Raw genomic sequence first — 13,791 nt, forward strand, 5'->3', positions numbered from 1 at the left:
AGACTACTGTGGTTGCCAGACAACAACAATAAAACTGCAGTGTCCCGCTAGAGGCGCCCCAGGAAGGTTTACACCGTGAGCACACAGAGCAACAAAGGTCTTTACACTGATGGTTCGGAGTCCTTCTCCGCTAAGGTCAACTCCATCCCGCTAAGCGATGTCGATTCGACCCGCCCGGGGGAAAACTCGCTGGGCGAGCTCGTGTCCAACGCGACTGAGCAGATGTCCACGCTGGTGCGCTCCGAAATCGAACTCGCAAAGACCGAAATTGCTGGTGAGGTCAAAAAGGGCGCAATCGGCGGCGGTGCGTTCGGCGTTGCTGGCATCGTGGCGCTGTACTCCTCCTTTTTCTTTTTCTTCTTCCTGGCAGAGCTGCTGGCGCAGTGGTTGCCACGGTGGTCCGCATTCCTGATCGTGTTTATGATCATGCTGGTCATCGCCGCTGCTGCGGCCCTGATTGGCTGGCGCAAGGTCAAGACCATCCAGAAGCCACAACGCACCATCGACTCAGTGTCAAATATGAAAAACTTGGTCCCAGGTAAGGCCCAGCACAACTTGGAGAAGGGCCAGTCGCACTTGTACACCTAGCCAGGTTTCTCGACTACTCTTGAAAAACGTCCCCCGCGCAGCACGCGTGGCGGACGTTTTTCCGCATTTTATATTCGGAGTTCGCTTAACGACGATCACCTAAGGAGGCTTGCGCACAACATGAAATCGAGGCATCGCTACGCAACCTCCCCTGAGGTGGTCAAGCTCGACGGTGATTTCACCCACCGTATGGTGCACGCCCGTGGCATTCGCCTCCACACCGCCACAGCTGGTGACCCCGGAAACCCGCTTATCCTGCTCATTCACGGCACGTTCGGTGGCTGGTTTGATTTCAAGGAGTGCATCGCCCCGCTGGCTGCACACGGTTACCACGTGGCGGCGCTGGACATGCGTGGTTATGGGATGAGCGATAAACCTCCTGCCGTCCCCGGTGATGAGATGCGGATTGCTACAGGCGATATTGCTGGGGTGATCTCGTCGCTGGGGCATTCGGAGGCAATCATTGTCGGCCATGACACTGGTGGTGCTGTGGGGTGGGCGTTCGCCGCGCAATACCCGGAGCGGACAACCGCGCTAGTTTCGGTGTCGGCGGCCCACCCCACCGATTTACGCGCATCCATCAATAGCCGCCCTTGGAACTTCATGCCGATGACTATTCGCATCCTCGTTGGCCGGCTGCCGTCCGGGGTTTTGAAGCGCCTTACCGCCTTGCGTCGCAGAGTGTGGCGCAGCGAGCTGACACTCAACACCGCCCCACAGTTTCAGCAGAGCACGCTTTTCGACGACCTCCTTGAGCTGCGCGTGAAGGCGGCAAGCATCGGCAATGCCATGCCCCATCTAGTGCACAATTCGCGGCTGCTTACTCCGAAGCTCCCGCTGCCTTCGGGAAGCGATGCCACCGTGCACGCCCCCACATTGTTGATCCACCCTCCCCAGGGTGCGTGGGATCATGTGGCGAAGCGTTCACGCGCCCGGGTTCAAGCACCGGTCGCTGAGGTGAGTATTCCGCAGGCGAAAAATCTTCCGCAGGTGGAAAACCCTGGGGCGTTCGTCGATACGCTTGCGCGTTATTTAGAGACGCGTTATTTAGACACACATTCCTGAGTATCTACGGGGGCGGTAAGCTTCGTAATCTCCCCGATTTGCTGCTGAACCTCGCGGATGGTCAGCGCGTAGCCGGTATCGGAGGAGTCGACGGAGGCACCGAACACCACACCTATGACCTCGCCGTCGGTGTTGGTCATGGGGCCCCCGGAATTGCCTTGGCGGATGGTGCCACGCACGGTGTAGGCCTCGCGTTCGACGCGGCCGGTGGCGTAGATATCGGGGCCCGCAATGGTGATGCGGTCGCGCACACGGGCCGGTGCGGCCTCGAATGGGCCGGACTGGGGAAAACCCATCACCACAGCGTTGTCGCCGGTTTCGGCTGGCTCGTCGCTGATCGGCAACGGTTTGAGGCCCAGTTCGGGCGAATGCAAAACGGCGATGTCTACGTCGGGGTTGTAGTAGACCACTTGGGCATGTTTCATCCCCACCACTGTTTCCAGGATCACGTCGGTAGTGCCTGCGACCACGTGCGCGTTAGTGATCACGTAGTTCTTGGCAGCAACCCAGCCTGACCCCATGAGGCGGCGTTTGCAAGACTCGGCCTCGCCGCGCACATGGACGATAGATTCGCGGGATTTCTCCACCATGTCCGAATCAATCGCCGCAGCATTAGGCGCATCGACGTGCTGGCTCGTACCGGCGTCGAAAGGGCTGACCAAGGGTGGAAGGCCCGATTCGTTGAGTAGTGCGGATAGCTGGGCAGGTATTTTGGACGCCCAGGACGGAACCGCCTCGTCGATCACGCTCAGCACCGTGGAGTTGCGGATGGCTTGCCCCGCTGTTCCCGGCGCGTTCGCCGCCACCGGGATGGAGATCAGCCAGATGACCAGCAGCGTTGCCAGTGACTGCAGGATGGCACCAATAAGGGAATCAACGCGTAGCGACGATACCGTGCGCATCCGATCACGCCATGCGGCCCCGATCGTAGCCCCTACCAGATTTCCTAGCCCAACAAACAAGATGATGACCGCGATCAGCAGTAGCAAGCGCCACACGGATGCCTCGGCCAGCTCCACGATGAACGGGGCCACTGCCAATCCAATCACCAAGCCGGCAATGATACCGATTGCGGACATGATCGATGCGAAAGCACCTTGGCGCCAGCCACTGAACAACGCTGCGATAACCAACGCGACAATGATCGCGTCGACGATAAGCGCGGCAGTCACGGTGGCTAAGGTCCCTTCAGGTAGATGGGCGTGGGCTAAGAAAACGAGAATAACCCGGTGTGGTTGTGGCATAGCCTACCCACGCCGGGGCCCTACCTGAGAATCGTTATCGGTGTCGTTCACCGTTACGTGATTGGGCCAACGCGTCACCGAGATCGTAGACGCGTTCGTGCGCCCAGTGCTTCTCCCATCCGACGGCCGAAAAGAGGCCGTCAAGAAGGGCTGCGGTAAAACCCCACACGAGGTATCCGTTGATCCGGAACGCCGGCCCGGTCCATTGCCGCCAGCCGACGGTGATGCGGTTTGTCTCGTCGAGAAGCTCGTGCACATGTGCCTCGAAGACATCATCAGTTTCGAATTCGCTGGCTGGCCACGTCGGTGCTGGCTCGTGTTGATAGGCAACAACGGGGTGGACGGGGTATCCGTTGGAGCGCACACTGACGGTATCAAGGGTGGCCACCGGGGTGACTGTGGCCGGGTCTAGTCCAGTTTCTTCTTTCGCTTCGCGCAAGGCGGCGTCGACAGGCCCTAAGTCCTCTGGGTCGATGCGGCCACCAGGAAACGCCATTTGCCCGGAGTGTGTGCGCATCGTGGGCGTACGATGGGTAAGCAGGATGCCGGCATCATCCGGCAAGGTTGTGGCAGCAGCATCGCCTGAAAACAGCAGGAGCACGGCGGCTTGCTTGTCACCTTCCTGGACAGGCGCGGTAGTGCGGTTAGACAGCCGCGACGACACCATGTCCGCACCACATGCGATATCGCTTAACCATTCGGGAGCTTTATGCGGGTGCACCGGAAGATCATTGGGAAACGTCATGGGTACACCTCCGTTCGTCGTTAAGCTCTGGCTATAGTACCGAGGTTACGGCGGCGTTGATCTCAGCAGCGGAGCCAAAAGGCGTGGGGAAAAACCCGATTTGTTCCTCGCCGCGAAAGACCACAGTAATCGGAATCACATTGGGTAGCCCTAGCGCACCGGCAAACGAGTTGTCCGTGTCCGAGTAGCTGGGCAGCGACAACCCCATCTCATTGAGCATGGCCGCGCCGTTGCCCGGGATTGCATCCGCGTGCACGCCCACCACCGTGTACTGCGGGTTCGCATCGGAAAACTCCTGAACATAGGGAAGTTCGTCGCGGCACGGGCCGCACCACCACGCCCACACATTGACCACCGTAATGTGCTCCGGGTCAGCCTGTGCTGGGCCCTGGCTTCCACCGAGACACTCCAGTTCGACACCGCCAGCTCCAGCTGCCGGACAGTCGGGCCTGTCGGCAACGTCTACTGCACTCTCGCTTATCGACGATTGCCCCTGACCTTCCGTGGGGCCAGAAGCCTGGGAGGGGTCGTCGGAACGCGTCATGCTCATTGCACCCACCACCAGCACAACGGTGGCGGCAATGATCACAATCACGCTGGTAATTACCGTTTTTTTCATTCCTGTGCCCCCTTTTGTCATAGCTCTACTACTTCGCCGCGTATCAGCTTTTCTGCCGCCTCTGGCTCTGTGGGCCCGAACTGGCCGAATGAGGGGCAGTCATAGGCCAGTGAGCATGCCCCACATGCGGCCTTGCGGGAGTGGCACACGCGGCGGCCTTGGAAAATGATGCGGTGGGAAAACATCGTCCAGTCCTGCTTGTCCAGCAGTTCCCCGATGGCGTGCTCAATGCGCACTGGGTCTTTCTCGTCGGTGAGCATGAGCCGGTGGACCAATCGTTGAAAGTGGGTATCCACCGTCAACCCTGGCAGCCCGAACGCGTTTCCCCGGACAACGTGTGCCGTTTTACGGCCCACCCCCGGCAGGGTGATCAAGGCTTGGAGTTCCACGGGAACCTCTCCGCCATATTCGGTGACCAACCTTTGGCCTAACCCGATTAGGTTTCCGGCCTTAGCCCGGAAAAAACCTGTTGGGCGAATGATTTCCTCGATGTCGGCCTGATCCGCAGTGGCGTAGGCCTGGGCGCTCGGGTATGTCGCGAAAAGTTCGGGAGTGACTTGGTTGACGCGCACATCTGTTGTCTGCGCTGACAAGACTGTGGCTACAAGCAGCTCCAACGGTGTTTCAAAGTCTAATTCTGCGCGCGCATTAGGAAACACTACCGCAAGTGTCCGGTTGATACGCCGCGCTCGTCGAGTGCGCCCAAGAGCAGTTTCGGCACCTTTCGCGGCAGGATGTGAACCGGGGCGCCGGAGCTTCTGCGGTGTGAGTGAGGGCATGGTCTCCACCTTAGTCTGCCCCGTTGCTGCCCCTTCTCTAAGATGGGTGCCATGACAGCAATTCTCGTTTTGATTGCCCCACTCGGCCTTGCCCTTTTCCCCGTCTTGATGGAGAAGTTGGAAGCAAGCGCGATCGGGCACTAGTCTTTCTAAATTGTCTCCAATCTGGCATCGAGCTTCCAGATGAAACCCACCCACCACGCCGTGGCCAATGTTACACTCGGGAAGTGTGATCAATAACCTTACCGCAAGACAGTGTAACCTCTTCGACGGTAATGTGGTTATCAGCACACATTGCAGTCACCGTCTGTCGTGGTGCTGGTCGCAGACCCCCGCACTGCCACCCATAGTGTGCAGGGAACTAGCATGATTGGAAGGAGCACTAATGGAAGGTGTACAAGAAACACTTTCTCGTGCAGGTATTTTTCAGGGCGTTGATCCTGTCGCTGTGGCGAACCTCACTAAAGATATGGAAACCGTGCGCTACCCGCGTGGCGCCACCATCTTTGACGAGGGCGAACCTGGAGATCGCCTCTACATCATCATTTCCGGCAAGATTAAGCTGGCACGGCACGCGTCCGACGGGCGCGAGAACCTACTCAGCGTGATGGGCCCCTCCGATATGTTCGGTGAGCTCTCAATCTTCGATCCGGGTCCACGCACCTCCTCGGCAGTGTGTGTCACCGAGGTTCAAGCAGCGACAATGAACTCGGACATGCTGCGCAAGTGGATCACTGACCACCCGGAGATTTCCCAACAGCTTCTACGCGTTCTGGCCCGACGCCTGCGCCGAACCAACGCCTCGCTCGCAGACCTCATCTTTACCGATGTCCCCGGACGGGTGGCAAAGACGTTACTGCAGCTTGCGAACCGCTTCGGCCAGCATGAAGGTGGCGCGCTCCGTGTTAATCACGACCTCACCCAGGAAGAGATTGCTCAACTAGTTGGCGCGTCCCGAGAGACCGTGAACAAAGCGCTGGCAACCTTCGCTCACCGTGGCTGGATCCGTCTCGAAGGTAAGTCAGTTCTCATCGTGGACACCGAGCACCTGGCACGGCGCGCACGCTAGGCTTCGTTTTCCTGTAGCCAGCGCAGTGTCACGCGAGTCGATTGCTCGGCCGCGCCCCGTAAAACGGGATCCACATCGTCATACATCAGGTCAACGAGGGTTTTAATATCAACGTCCTGTCCCCGCTCCGCCCAGATCTTCCGGATCTGATCGAGGCGAAAGTTGCGGCGATCGATGTACTTCCGGGCAAACGCTGACAGATCGTCCGCATCAGGGCCGTGGCCGGGAAGCAGAGCAATATTCTTGCCCGCCTGCTCAAGGTGTTCCAAGGAGGCTAAGTAATCACCAAGATCTCCGTCAGTTTCGGAGATCATCGTTGTGTGGCGCCCTGCGATCGTATCCCCGGTGATGATGCCTTCCAGTTGCGCATCGTCCTCATCGTGGGTGTACACGAAGAAGCACACCGAATCTGCAGTATGCCCTGGGGTGTGAACGACTTTCACCGTTGGTGTCACCCCATCAAGGGTGATCAGTTCACCATCAGTCAGCGGATCGCCATTGATGCAGTAACGGGAATCGAAGGCCCGTACTGGGGCACCGGTCAGCTGGCGGAATCGCTGCGCCCCATCGGCATGATCATAGTGGCGGTGCGTCAGCAAAATGAGCCCCACTTTCTCCCCCTTGGCCGCAAGCACATTGAGGTGTCCCTCATCGCCTGGGCCCGGATCAACAACAATGCTGAACTCATCTTCGGGATCTCGAACGATCCACGAGTTGGTCCCCTCTAGCGCGGCGTAGCTGGGGTTCGGCGCCAAAACGACGGCAGCGGAGTTCGTAACAGGTCGCAACTGACTATAGGCTGGGTGCTCCATGGCTCCCAGCCTACAGGGCCGATACAATTATTCGAACTTGATTCGCGCTCCCCGCACAGATGGGTGCCAGGCCACTTCGGGCCAATTCTCGAGTTACGGCACGGCAGGGGCGACGAAGCCAGGAGTTTTAATCCTCAACCTCGACGATCAGCTCAACTTCTACCGGGGAGTTCAGTGGCAAAACTGCAACACCGACGGCAGACCGAGCATGCACACCCTGGTCACCGAAAATTTCCTGGATAGCCTCGCTGGCACCGTTAACAACGGCGGGTTGAGCGTGGAAGTCCACATCAGATGCCACGAAGCCGACAATCTTGACCACGCGGGAAATCTTGTCCACTCCCACCAAATCATCGACCGCAGCGACCGCGTTAAGGACAGCGGTGCGCGCCAGATCATAGGCAGTATCTTGGTCAACCTCCGCACCGACCTTACCGGTCGCTGGCAGTTCACCATCCACGAAAGGAAGCTGGCCTGATGTCCACACCTGATTTCCCACCTGGATAGCTGGCACGTAAGCGGCAACCGGAGCAGCTACCGCAGGCAACTTAATCCCAAGCTCTTCGAGCCGTGCAGTCCAGTTCCTCATTTAGTGCTCACCCCCGGAGATCTCACGTTTGAGGTAAGCCACGACGTTTTCGGGGTTAGGCCCTGGCATGACGGTGACCAGCTCCCAGCCTTCTTCACCCCACGAATCCAAAATCTGCTTCGTCGCGTGGGTAAGCAAAGGCACGGTAGAGTATTCCCATTTCTTCATGGGAACCACTCTAGCGGTTTAAATGCCCTCGAGGGGACCGCCAGCTGATAAATATGCAGCCCAGTCCTTGATATGTGGATTCTTGCGCAGCAGTGCGCGACGCTGACGTTCAGTTAGTCCGCCCCATACGCCGAATTCGACCTTGTTATCTAAAGCATCCGCACGGCACTCAAGCTGCACAGGGCAGTGCCGACAAATCACTGCTGCTTTACGCTGCTCTGCCCCACGGACAAACAGTGCATCTGGGTCACCTGCACGACACTTAGCCTGAGTCACCCATTCACCACGGTCAAATTCCATCTGCCCGGCTGAATTACTTTTCATTGGGGTTGCATCGCTGGAGGCGACGACTCCTCGGGGCAAAGTGGCGGTCATGGGATCTCCTTTCGGGAGGATTTCGGTGCGCTCACGCGCTCTGCCGGGATCGTCACACGATTTCATGAGGAAGCTTCCATGAACCCCTCACGTAAAAGGTATGACCGAGGCAGACTTATTAGCTATGTCTGTAAGTCTATTCACGGATTCGCGGCTTTGTCGAACACGTCACACTACCGGGGGGATGGTTCCATTCCCAAGCGCGGGGTCAACACCGTAGGGTATAAGCCGTGAGTTCATTGAAATCCCTGGGAAAACTAGTTGGAGCCGTCCTAGTGGCCGCGCTCCTCGTCGCACTGAGCCTAGCCCCTTTCGCGGGTATCGGTGGCGTGGCCGTGGCCCGAACAACCGCGACGATGCAATCCAATTTGGCCGATCTCACCGATGGCACAGCGCCGGGCGTGACGACGATCACCGACATCAACGGTGAGCCGATCGCATGGCTATACAACCAACGCCGCCACGAAGTTGAGCCGGATCAGATCGCGCAGCCGGTGAAAGACGCCCTGGTCGCTATCGAAGACCGGCGCTTCTACGAACACGACGGCGTGGATATTCAAGGTACCGCCCGCGCCCTGCTGGCGAATTTGGCGGCAGGCGGAGTGGAACAGGGTGCCTCAACGATCCACCAGCAGTACGTCAAGAACTACTTGTTACTTGTCGACGCAGAATCCACCGACGAGCAAATAGCAGCAACCGAGCAGTCCGTTCCCCGCAAACTACGCGAGATGCGCATGGCCTCAGACTTGGACAAGAACCTCACCAAAGACGAGATCCTCGGACGATATTTAAACGTGGTCCCCTTCGGGAACCACGCCTACGGCATCGAAGCGGCAGCGCGCACGTACTTCGGCATTTCTGCCGCCGAGTTAAACGTTCCGCAAGCTGCGCTGCTGGTGGGCATGGTGCAATCGTCGGAAGCCTTAAACCCATACACCAACCCGGATGGCGCAACCCAACGGCGCAACACCGTTTTGCAAGCAATGGCCGAGGTCGGCTATATCACCCAAGAAGAAGCCAACGCGTACATCCAAGGGCCACTCGGCGTGCTCGAGTCTCCTGCCATATTGCCCAACGGCTGCATCAGCGCGGGAAGCGCAGGCTTCTTGTGCGACTATGCCATGGAGTACCTGCAGGCCAAAGGGATGACCGAAGAACAGCTGAAAAACGATGCGTATACCGTACGCCTCACACTGGACCCCATCACCCAACAAGCAGCCCAGAACGCAGTGAACAACGCCGTTAATCCCTCAACCCCAGGTGTAGCGGGCGTGTTAAACGTCGTAAAGCCCGGCGAAAACTCCCGTGACATCGCAGCCATGGTCTCCTCACGCAACTACGGGCTTAACCTCGAAGCAGGCCAAACGTACCTGCCCCAACCGTCCACCCTAGTGGGCAACGGCGCAGGCTCCGTGTTCAAAGTATTCACCGCAGCCGTGGCAATTGAACAGGGCATGGGATTAGACACCATGCTGCCAGTACCTACCCGCACCGAGGTCTACGGAATGGGCACCGGTGGCGCTAGAGGATGCCCACCCAACGCTTACTGTGTGGAAAACGCAGGCGTCTACCCCGCCCACTTAAGCCTAAAGGACGCACTAGCACAGTCGCCGAACACCACATTTATCGAACTAATCCAACAAGTTGGTGTGGCCCCAACTGTGGATATGGCCGTCAAGCTCGGCCTGCGGTCCTACGCCGAGCCAGGCACCTACGGCGATAGCTCCATCGCGGAATATTTCAAGGAAGCCAACCTCGGCTCATTCACCCTAGGCCCCACCGCGGTCAACGCTTTAGAGCTCTCCAACGTGGGTGCCACCCTGGCTTCGCACGGCCGGTGGTGCGAACCAAACCCAATCGCCCAAGTCACTGACCGCGACGGGCAAGAAGTCTTCCTAGACCGCCCTGAGTGCGAAACTGTGCTAGACCCAGGGGTGGCCAACGCCGTTTCACAAGCTCTCTCCGAGGACGCGGTCTCAGGTACTGCTGCCGGCGCCGCCAACGCCTACGGATGGAACTCCCCGGTAGCAGCAAAAACCGGTACCACCGAGTCTCACCAGTCCTCCGCTTTCTTAGGCTATAACAACGCCATCGCGGCAGCACCGTACATCTTCAACGACGGCACCACAACCATGTCCCTGTGCACCTCGCCAGTGCGACAATGCCAGGGCGGGTCCCTCTACGGCGGACGCGAACCCGCACAAATGTGGTTCAACACTGCCAACAACATCCCCGGGGCACCTGGTGCGGGACTTCCCGCCCACGACGCGCTGTACAACCAAGGTGAGTCCAAGACCGCCCTGGACGATGTCACCGGGCTTTCGGAGCAGGATGCGCGCACCCGCCTCGAAGATCAAGGCTTCGTGGTCAAAACCGGCACCACCTTCGGCAATGGCATCCCCCGCAACCACGTCGTGTACGTCAAGGCTGAGGACCCCCAACTATCTCGCGGATCCACAGTTACCATGTACCTGTCCGATGGATCGAACGCACGCCCCCGAACACAGTCTGAAAACCCCAGGGACGGCTCCAACCGGTCGCCCTCCCCCACACCAGGCGCCGATGGTGATCCAGCACAAGCACCTGCTATTCCACCAGAGGCCGAGCAAATCATCAGAGACTTCGAAGACTTCTTCAACAGCCTCTAGCAGCCCGCCTCGCACCGCCTCACAACTAGCCCAAACGGGCTTTAACCGCCTCAGAAAGCCGCTTGCCATCAGCCTGGCCAGCGGCTTTTTCAGTGGCAACCTTCATGACCTGGCCCATCTCCTTCATGGACGTTGCACCGGTTTCGGCGATGGCTTCGTCGACAAGTAAGTTCAGCTCATCGTCGGAAAGCTGCGCGGGCTGGTAGTCCTCCAACACCGCAACCTCGGCCAGCTCGGCCTGAGCGAGATCATCGCGGCCATTCTCCTGGTAAATCTCGGCGGACTCGCGACGCTTCTTGATCTCCCGGGCAACTACCTTAAGCACGTCCTCGTCGGTCAACTCATGCTTCGTACCAGAGGTCTCCTCCGTCTGGATGGCAGCCAAGAGCATGCGGATCGCACCCAGGCGCTCCTTCTCCTTAGCCTTCATAGCAGCCTTCATGTCTTCACGGATCTTATTTTTCAACTCACTCATGCAGCCAAGACTACGCCACTGAGGTTGTCGGTAGAGTGTGCAGAGTGAAGATTTACAAGATTCTGCGCGGACTCGGCATTGTCGCTGGCATTGGCACGCTGGCCGGCGCCGGCATGCTGGCCTACGGCGTGCGCGAGTTAAACAACTTCCGCCTAAAAACCTACGAACTGCCCCTGCTGGAACCGGGCACACTACGCGGACGCGATGAGTTCCGCATCCTGCACCTGTCTGACCTGCACATGATCCCCGGGCAGGATAGGAAAGTAGCCTGGGTGTCTGCACTGGATTCGCTGGAGCCAGACCTGGTGGTCAACACCGGCGACAATCTCTCCGATAAGCGCGCCGTGCCCGACGTGTTGCAGGCGCTGGGTTCGCTGCTCAGCCGCCCAGGCGTGTTCGTGTTTGGCACCAACGATTACTGGGCGCCGAGCTTGGTCAACCCAGTCAAATACCTGACCGGCAGCAAACGGAAACCGAGTTACGTTGACCTTCCTTGGGAAGGCATGCGGGCCGCTTTTATCGAGCGTGGCTGGCAGGATGCCACACACACCCGGCTGGAGTTTATGGCCTCTGGACTAAAGCTGGCGCTCGCAGGCGTGGACGACCCACACCACGAACTCGACGATTATTCCGCGGTCGCTGGCGCACCAAACGCAGATTCGGACTTATCTATCGGTGTGGTGCACGCACCGTATCGGCGAGTGCTGGATGCCTTCGAAGCCGACGGTTACCACCTGACGTTGGCCGGGCATACTCACGGCGGCCAGATCTGCCTCCCCGGAGAAATAACTCTGGTGTCCAATTCTGACATCGACCGCAAGCGCGCCTCGGGCCTGCATAAATATGGTGAGATGTGGCTGCACGTGACCAACGGGCTGGGAACCTCAAAATATGCACCGGTGCGTATTTTCTGCCCACCGTCCGCTGCCCTGCTGAGGATTACGGAGCAACAATGATTTTTGCTCCTTCCGGGGCAAGGAGTATAGTTTTTCGGTGCACCGACAGTACCGATGGTACAGATGGTACTGCGAGTGCAACGGGATATGGCGCAGTTTGGTAGCGCACTTCGTTCGGGACGAAGGGGTCGCAGGTTCAAATCCTGTTATCCCGACCAGGTGGAAGGTCCCCGGCTGAAATTTTCAGCCGGGGATTAATTTTCAGCCGGGGATTATTTTTCCTGCTCTATCTCAACTACACCAGCCGGTGCCACTCGCCCGCGCGCCATCGCCACCACGCCCAGCACTGCAAGCGCTGTGGCCAGCGCCAGGGAGATCCACAACGCCCGGCTTGAGCCAACATTGCCTGACGACGACAAAGTGGTCGTGGTCCAGTGCAACGGCATGAGCCCAACTGCAACCTTCCAGGCCCCACTCACCGAAGCCACAGAGGCAGACTTCCACAGCCAACCCACCCCGCCTACCTGCACAGCGGCGAACAATGCTGCCACAGTGGCGCCACCGCGCGGGCCACACGCTGCCAGCAGCATCCAGCTCAAACCAGCTGAGGCCAGAACACCCAGTACCAAGCCCGCACCGATCATCAGCATGGCCAGCGGCGACAGCCCCACACCCAACACCATGACGAGGACAAGGCCCACCACAGTTAAAAACGCGGTACCAAACCCGATGATGGCTCGCCGTGACCCATCAACCACAAATGCTGCAAGGGCGAGCGCCAGCCCACCAAGCACCATGAGGGCCGCGATGAGCATAGCCACCAGTGGCGACAAAGCGCTTGCAGTGACCTTATCTGGGCCGGCCATCGCTTGTTGCTGTTGTGGTGTCGGGCCGGGGATAGCACCCTGGATGTCTTCAATCTTGGTTTTAGTATTGCCCGCCATGGTATCGACCTGGGAGGCCCCATCGAAAAGGTCCTGGGATCCGTCGCGGGCTGTATTAGCCCCGTCGCGTAGTTCAGTCATTCCGTTGGAAAGGTCGGTGGCTCCGCTGGTGGCGGAGCTCATCCCGTCGTAGAACGCGAAACCTGGCGTAGTCAGCTGGTTAGAGATTTCACGGGAACCGTCGCGAAGCTGATTGAGTTGGTCGACGATGTCTTCGGGAAGCTGCGCTGTTTCTACTTGGCCGCGGAGATCGCTCAGCGCGTTGCGGGCATCCACAATGTCTGGGTCGGTGGCGCCTTCTGTTTCTTCGAGTGTGCGGTCGATGGTGCCCAAGATTTGTCCCTTGACAGCCTCAAAACCCACCACTGTGTCAACAGCTGTGCTTACTCCATCGGCAACCTGGTTTGCCCCACCGCCGAGTTGCCCCATGCCGGCGTTGAGTTCATTCATGCCACCCGCCAAGGATTCAGCACCGGATCGGGCGGTTTCGGCGCCGTCGGCAAGCTCTTGCATTCCGTCTTTGAGGTCTTCGGAGCCCTCCTTGAGTTGGGTTGTGCCATTGGTGAGGAAACCTGCCTGCGAGTGTGCTTCGCCAGCCGCGCGTCGAGCGTCGACGAGGTTGTCAGGTCCGGCGTAGGTGGCGGGGGCACCCATTGGCTCATCGCCTGTGGTCCAGGTTTCAGCCGGACTCATGGGCACAAAAGCACCGATGACAAGGATTACCAATGCGAGGAGCAGACGGGTTTTCATGATCTGCAACCTACAGTTTTCGGCT

Annotated in this window: 15 protein-coding genes and 1 tRNA gene; 6 read left to right on the forward strand and 10 right to left on the reverse strand. The window is 58.9% G+C overall.

Annotated elements, in window-relative coordinates; translation table 11 throughout:
* The first annotated feature begins 75 nt into the window (after positions 1 to 75).
* Complete coding sequence (locus CKV99_RS11240) at positions 76 to 588, forward strand: phage holin family protein (protein ID WP_092259143.1); 513 nt, start codon at positions 76 to 78, stop codon at positions 586 to 588.
* 120 nt (positions 589 to 708) lie between these two features.
* The gene (locus tag CKV99_RS11245; RefSeq protein WP_092259140.1) at positions 709 to 1,653 is read left to right on the forward strand and encodes an alpha/beta fold hydrolase; all 945 of its coding nucleotides are present in this window, start codon (positions 709 to 711) and stop codon (positions 1,651 to 1,653) included.
* Here the strand turns inward: CKV99_RS11245 and CKV99_RS11250 are convergent.
* From CKV99_RS11250 to nth, 4 genes are all read right to left on the reverse strand, one after another.
* Positions 1,632 to 2,825 (reverse strand): MarP family serine protease, encoded by a 1,194-nt coding sequence (locus CKV99_RS11250; protein WP_092259137.1) that lies wholly within the window; start codon positions 2,823 to 2,825, stop codon positions 1,632 to 1,634. The two genes, CKV99_RS11245 and CKV99_RS11250, sit on opposite strands and share 22 nt — an antisense overlap.
* Positions 2,826 to 2,931: 106 nt before the next feature.
* Positions 2,932 to 3,642, reverse strand: a complete 711-nt coding sequence (locus tag CKV99_RS11255) for an NUDIX hydrolase (protein ID WP_092259134.1) — start codon at positions 3,640 to 3,642, stop codon at positions 2,932 to 2,934.
* A gap of 31 nt (positions 3,643 to 3,673) precedes the next feature.
* Entirely contained in the window at positions 3,674 to 4,261 is a 588-nt protein-coding gene (locus CKV99_RS11260) for a TlpA family protein disulfide reductase (protein WP_092259131.1), read from the reverse strand.
* Positions 4,262 to 4,278: 17 nt separating this feature from the next.
* Entirely contained in the window at positions 4,279 to 5,040 is a 762-nt protein-coding gene (nth, locus tag CKV99_RS11265; protein ID WP_092259128.1) for an endonuclease III, read from the reverse strand.
* Positions 5,041 to 5,425: 385 nt separating this feature from the next.
* Here nth and glxR point away from each other — a divergent pair, with 385 nt between their 5' ends.
* Positions 5,426 to 6,109 (forward strand): CRP-like cAMP-activated global transcriptional regulator GlxR, encoded by a 684-nt coding sequence (glxR, locus tag CKV99_RS11270; RefSeq protein WP_092259125.1) that lies wholly within the window; start codon positions 5,426 to 5,428, stop codon positions 6,107 to 6,109.
* Here the strand turns inward: glxR and CKV99_RS11275 are convergent.
* The 4 genes from CKV99_RS11275 to CKV99_RS11290 all read right to left on the reverse strand — a co-directional run bounded on the left by CKV99_RS11275 (position 6,106) and on the right by CKV99_RS11290 (position 8,053).
* Positions 6,106 to 6,921, reverse strand: a complete 816-nt coding sequence (locus tag CKV99_RS11275; protein WP_092259121.1) for an MBL fold metallo-hydrolase — start codon at positions 6,919 to 6,921, stop codon at positions 6,106 to 6,108. The two genes, glxR and CKV99_RS11275, sit on opposite strands and share 4 nt — an antisense overlap.
* Before the next feature lie 127 nt (positions 6,922 to 7,048).
* A complete protein-coding gene (locus CKV99_RS11280; protein WP_092259118.1) occupies positions 7,049 to 7,510 on the reverse strand; it encodes a RidA family protein in 462 nt (153 codons plus the stop codon).
* The gene (locus tag CKV99_RS11285) at positions 7,511 to 7,678 is read right to left on the reverse strand and encodes a DUF4177 domain-containing protein (RefSeq protein WP_092259116.1); all 168 of its coding nucleotides are present in this window, start codon (positions 7,676 to 7,678) and stop codon (positions 7,511 to 7,513) included. It abuts the gene before it with no gap.
* An 18-nt stretch (positions 7,679 to 7,696) separates the two neighbouring features.
* Positions 7,697 to 8,053 (reverse strand): WhiB family transcriptional regulator, encoded by a 357-nt coding sequence (locus tag CKV99_RS11290; RefSeq protein WP_373370007.1) that lies wholly within the window; start codon positions 8,051 to 8,053, stop codon positions 7,697 to 7,699.
* A 230-nt stretch (positions 8,054 to 8,283) separates the two neighbouring features.
* Between CKV99_RS11290 and CKV99_RS11295 the strand changes: the two genes are divergently transcribed.
* Complete coding sequence (locus CKV99_RS11295; protein ID WP_092259113.1) at positions 8,284 to 10,701, forward strand: transglycosylase domain-containing protein; 2,418 nt, start codon at positions 8,284 to 8,286, stop codon at positions 10,699 to 10,701.
* Positions 10,702 to 10,726: 25 nt separating this feature from the next.
* Here CKV99_RS11295 and CKV99_RS11300 read toward each other — a convergent pair whose 3' ends face one another.
* On the reverse strand, positions 10,727 to 11,176 hold the full coding sequence (locus CKV99_RS11300; RefSeq protein WP_092259109.1) for a GatB/YqeY domain-containing protein: 450 nt from the start codon (positions 11,174 to 11,176) through the stop codon (positions 10,727 to 10,729).
* A gap of 44 nt (positions 11,177 to 11,220) precedes the next feature.
* Between CKV99_RS11300 and CKV99_RS11305 the strand changes: the two genes are divergently transcribed.
* Both CKV99_RS11305 and CKV99_RS11310 read left to right on the forward strand, forming a co-directional pair.
* Positions 11,221 to 12,132: a metallophosphoesterase gene (locus CKV99_RS11305; RefSeq protein WP_092259106.1), complete on the forward strand. Its 912-nt coding sequence runs from the start codon at positions 11,221 to 11,223 to the stop codon at positions 12,130 to 12,132.
* A gap of 81 nt (positions 12,133 to 12,213) precedes the next feature.
* A tRNA-Pro gene (locus CKV99_RS11310) sits at positions 12,214 to 12,290 on the forward strand.
* A gap of 54 nt (positions 12,291 to 12,344) precedes the next feature.
* Here the strand turns inward: CKV99_RS11310 and CKV99_RS11315 are convergent.
* Complete coding sequence (locus tag CKV99_RS11315) at positions 12,345 to 13,766, reverse strand: YhgE/Pip domain-containing protein (RefSeq protein WP_092259103.1); 1,422 nt, start codon at positions 13,764 to 13,766, stop codon at positions 12,345 to 12,347.
* Between the last annotated feature and the right edge of the window lie 25 nt (positions 13,767 to 13,791).

It is taken from the genome of Corynebacterium cystitidis, from assembly GCF_900187295.1.
Classification (GTDB): domain Bacteria; phylum Actinomycetota; class Actinomycetes; order Mycobacteriales; family Mycobacteriaceae; genus Corynebacterium; species Corynebacterium cystitidis.

Bases quoted from the DNA above. Each gene is read 5' to 3' on its own strand.
- CKV99_RS11245 (WP_092259140.1), top strand. From the start codon at position 709: ATGAAATCGAGGCATCGCTACGCAACCTCCCCTGAGGTGGTCAAGCTC.
- CKV99_RS11255 (WP_092259134.1), bottom strand. From the start codon at position 3,642: ATGACGTTTCCCAATGATCTTCCGGTGCACCCGCATAAAGCTCCCGAA.
- CKV99_RS11260 (WP_092259131.1), bottom strand. From the start codon at position 4,261: ATGAAAAAAACGGTAATTACCAGCGTGATTGTGATCATTGCCGCCACC.
- nth (WP_092259128.1), bottom strand. From the start codon at position 5,040: ATGCCCTCACTCACACCGCAGAAGCTCCGGCGCCCCGGTTCACATCCT.
- glxR (WP_092259125.1), top strand. From the start codon at position 5,426: ATGGAAGGTGTACAAGAAACACTTTCTCGTGCAGGTATTTTTCAGGGC.
- CKV99_RS11275 (WP_092259121.1), bottom strand. From the start codon at position 6,921: ATGGAGCACCCAGCCTATAGTCAGTTGCGACCTGTTACGAACTCCGCT.
- CKV99_RS11280 (WP_092259118.1), bottom strand. From the start codon at position 7,510: ATGAGGAACTGGACTGCACGGCTCGAAGAGCTTGGGATTAAGTTGCCT.
- CKV99_RS11285 (WP_092259116.1), bottom strand. From the start codon at position 7,678: ATGAAGAAATGGGAATACTCTACCGTGCCTTTGCTTACCCACGCGACG.
- CKV99_RS11290 (WP_373370007.1), bottom strand. From the start codon at position 8,053: ATGACCGCCACTTTGCCCCGAGGAGTCGTCGCCTCCAGCGATGCAACC.
- CKV99_RS11300 (WP_092259109.1), bottom strand. From the start codon at position 11,176: ATGAGTGAGTTGAAAAATAAGATCCGTGAAGACATGAAGGCTGCTATG.
- CKV99_RS11315 (WP_092259103.1), bottom strand. From the start codon at position 13,766: ATGAAAACCCGTCTGCTCCTCGCATTGGTAATCCTTGTCATCGGTGCT.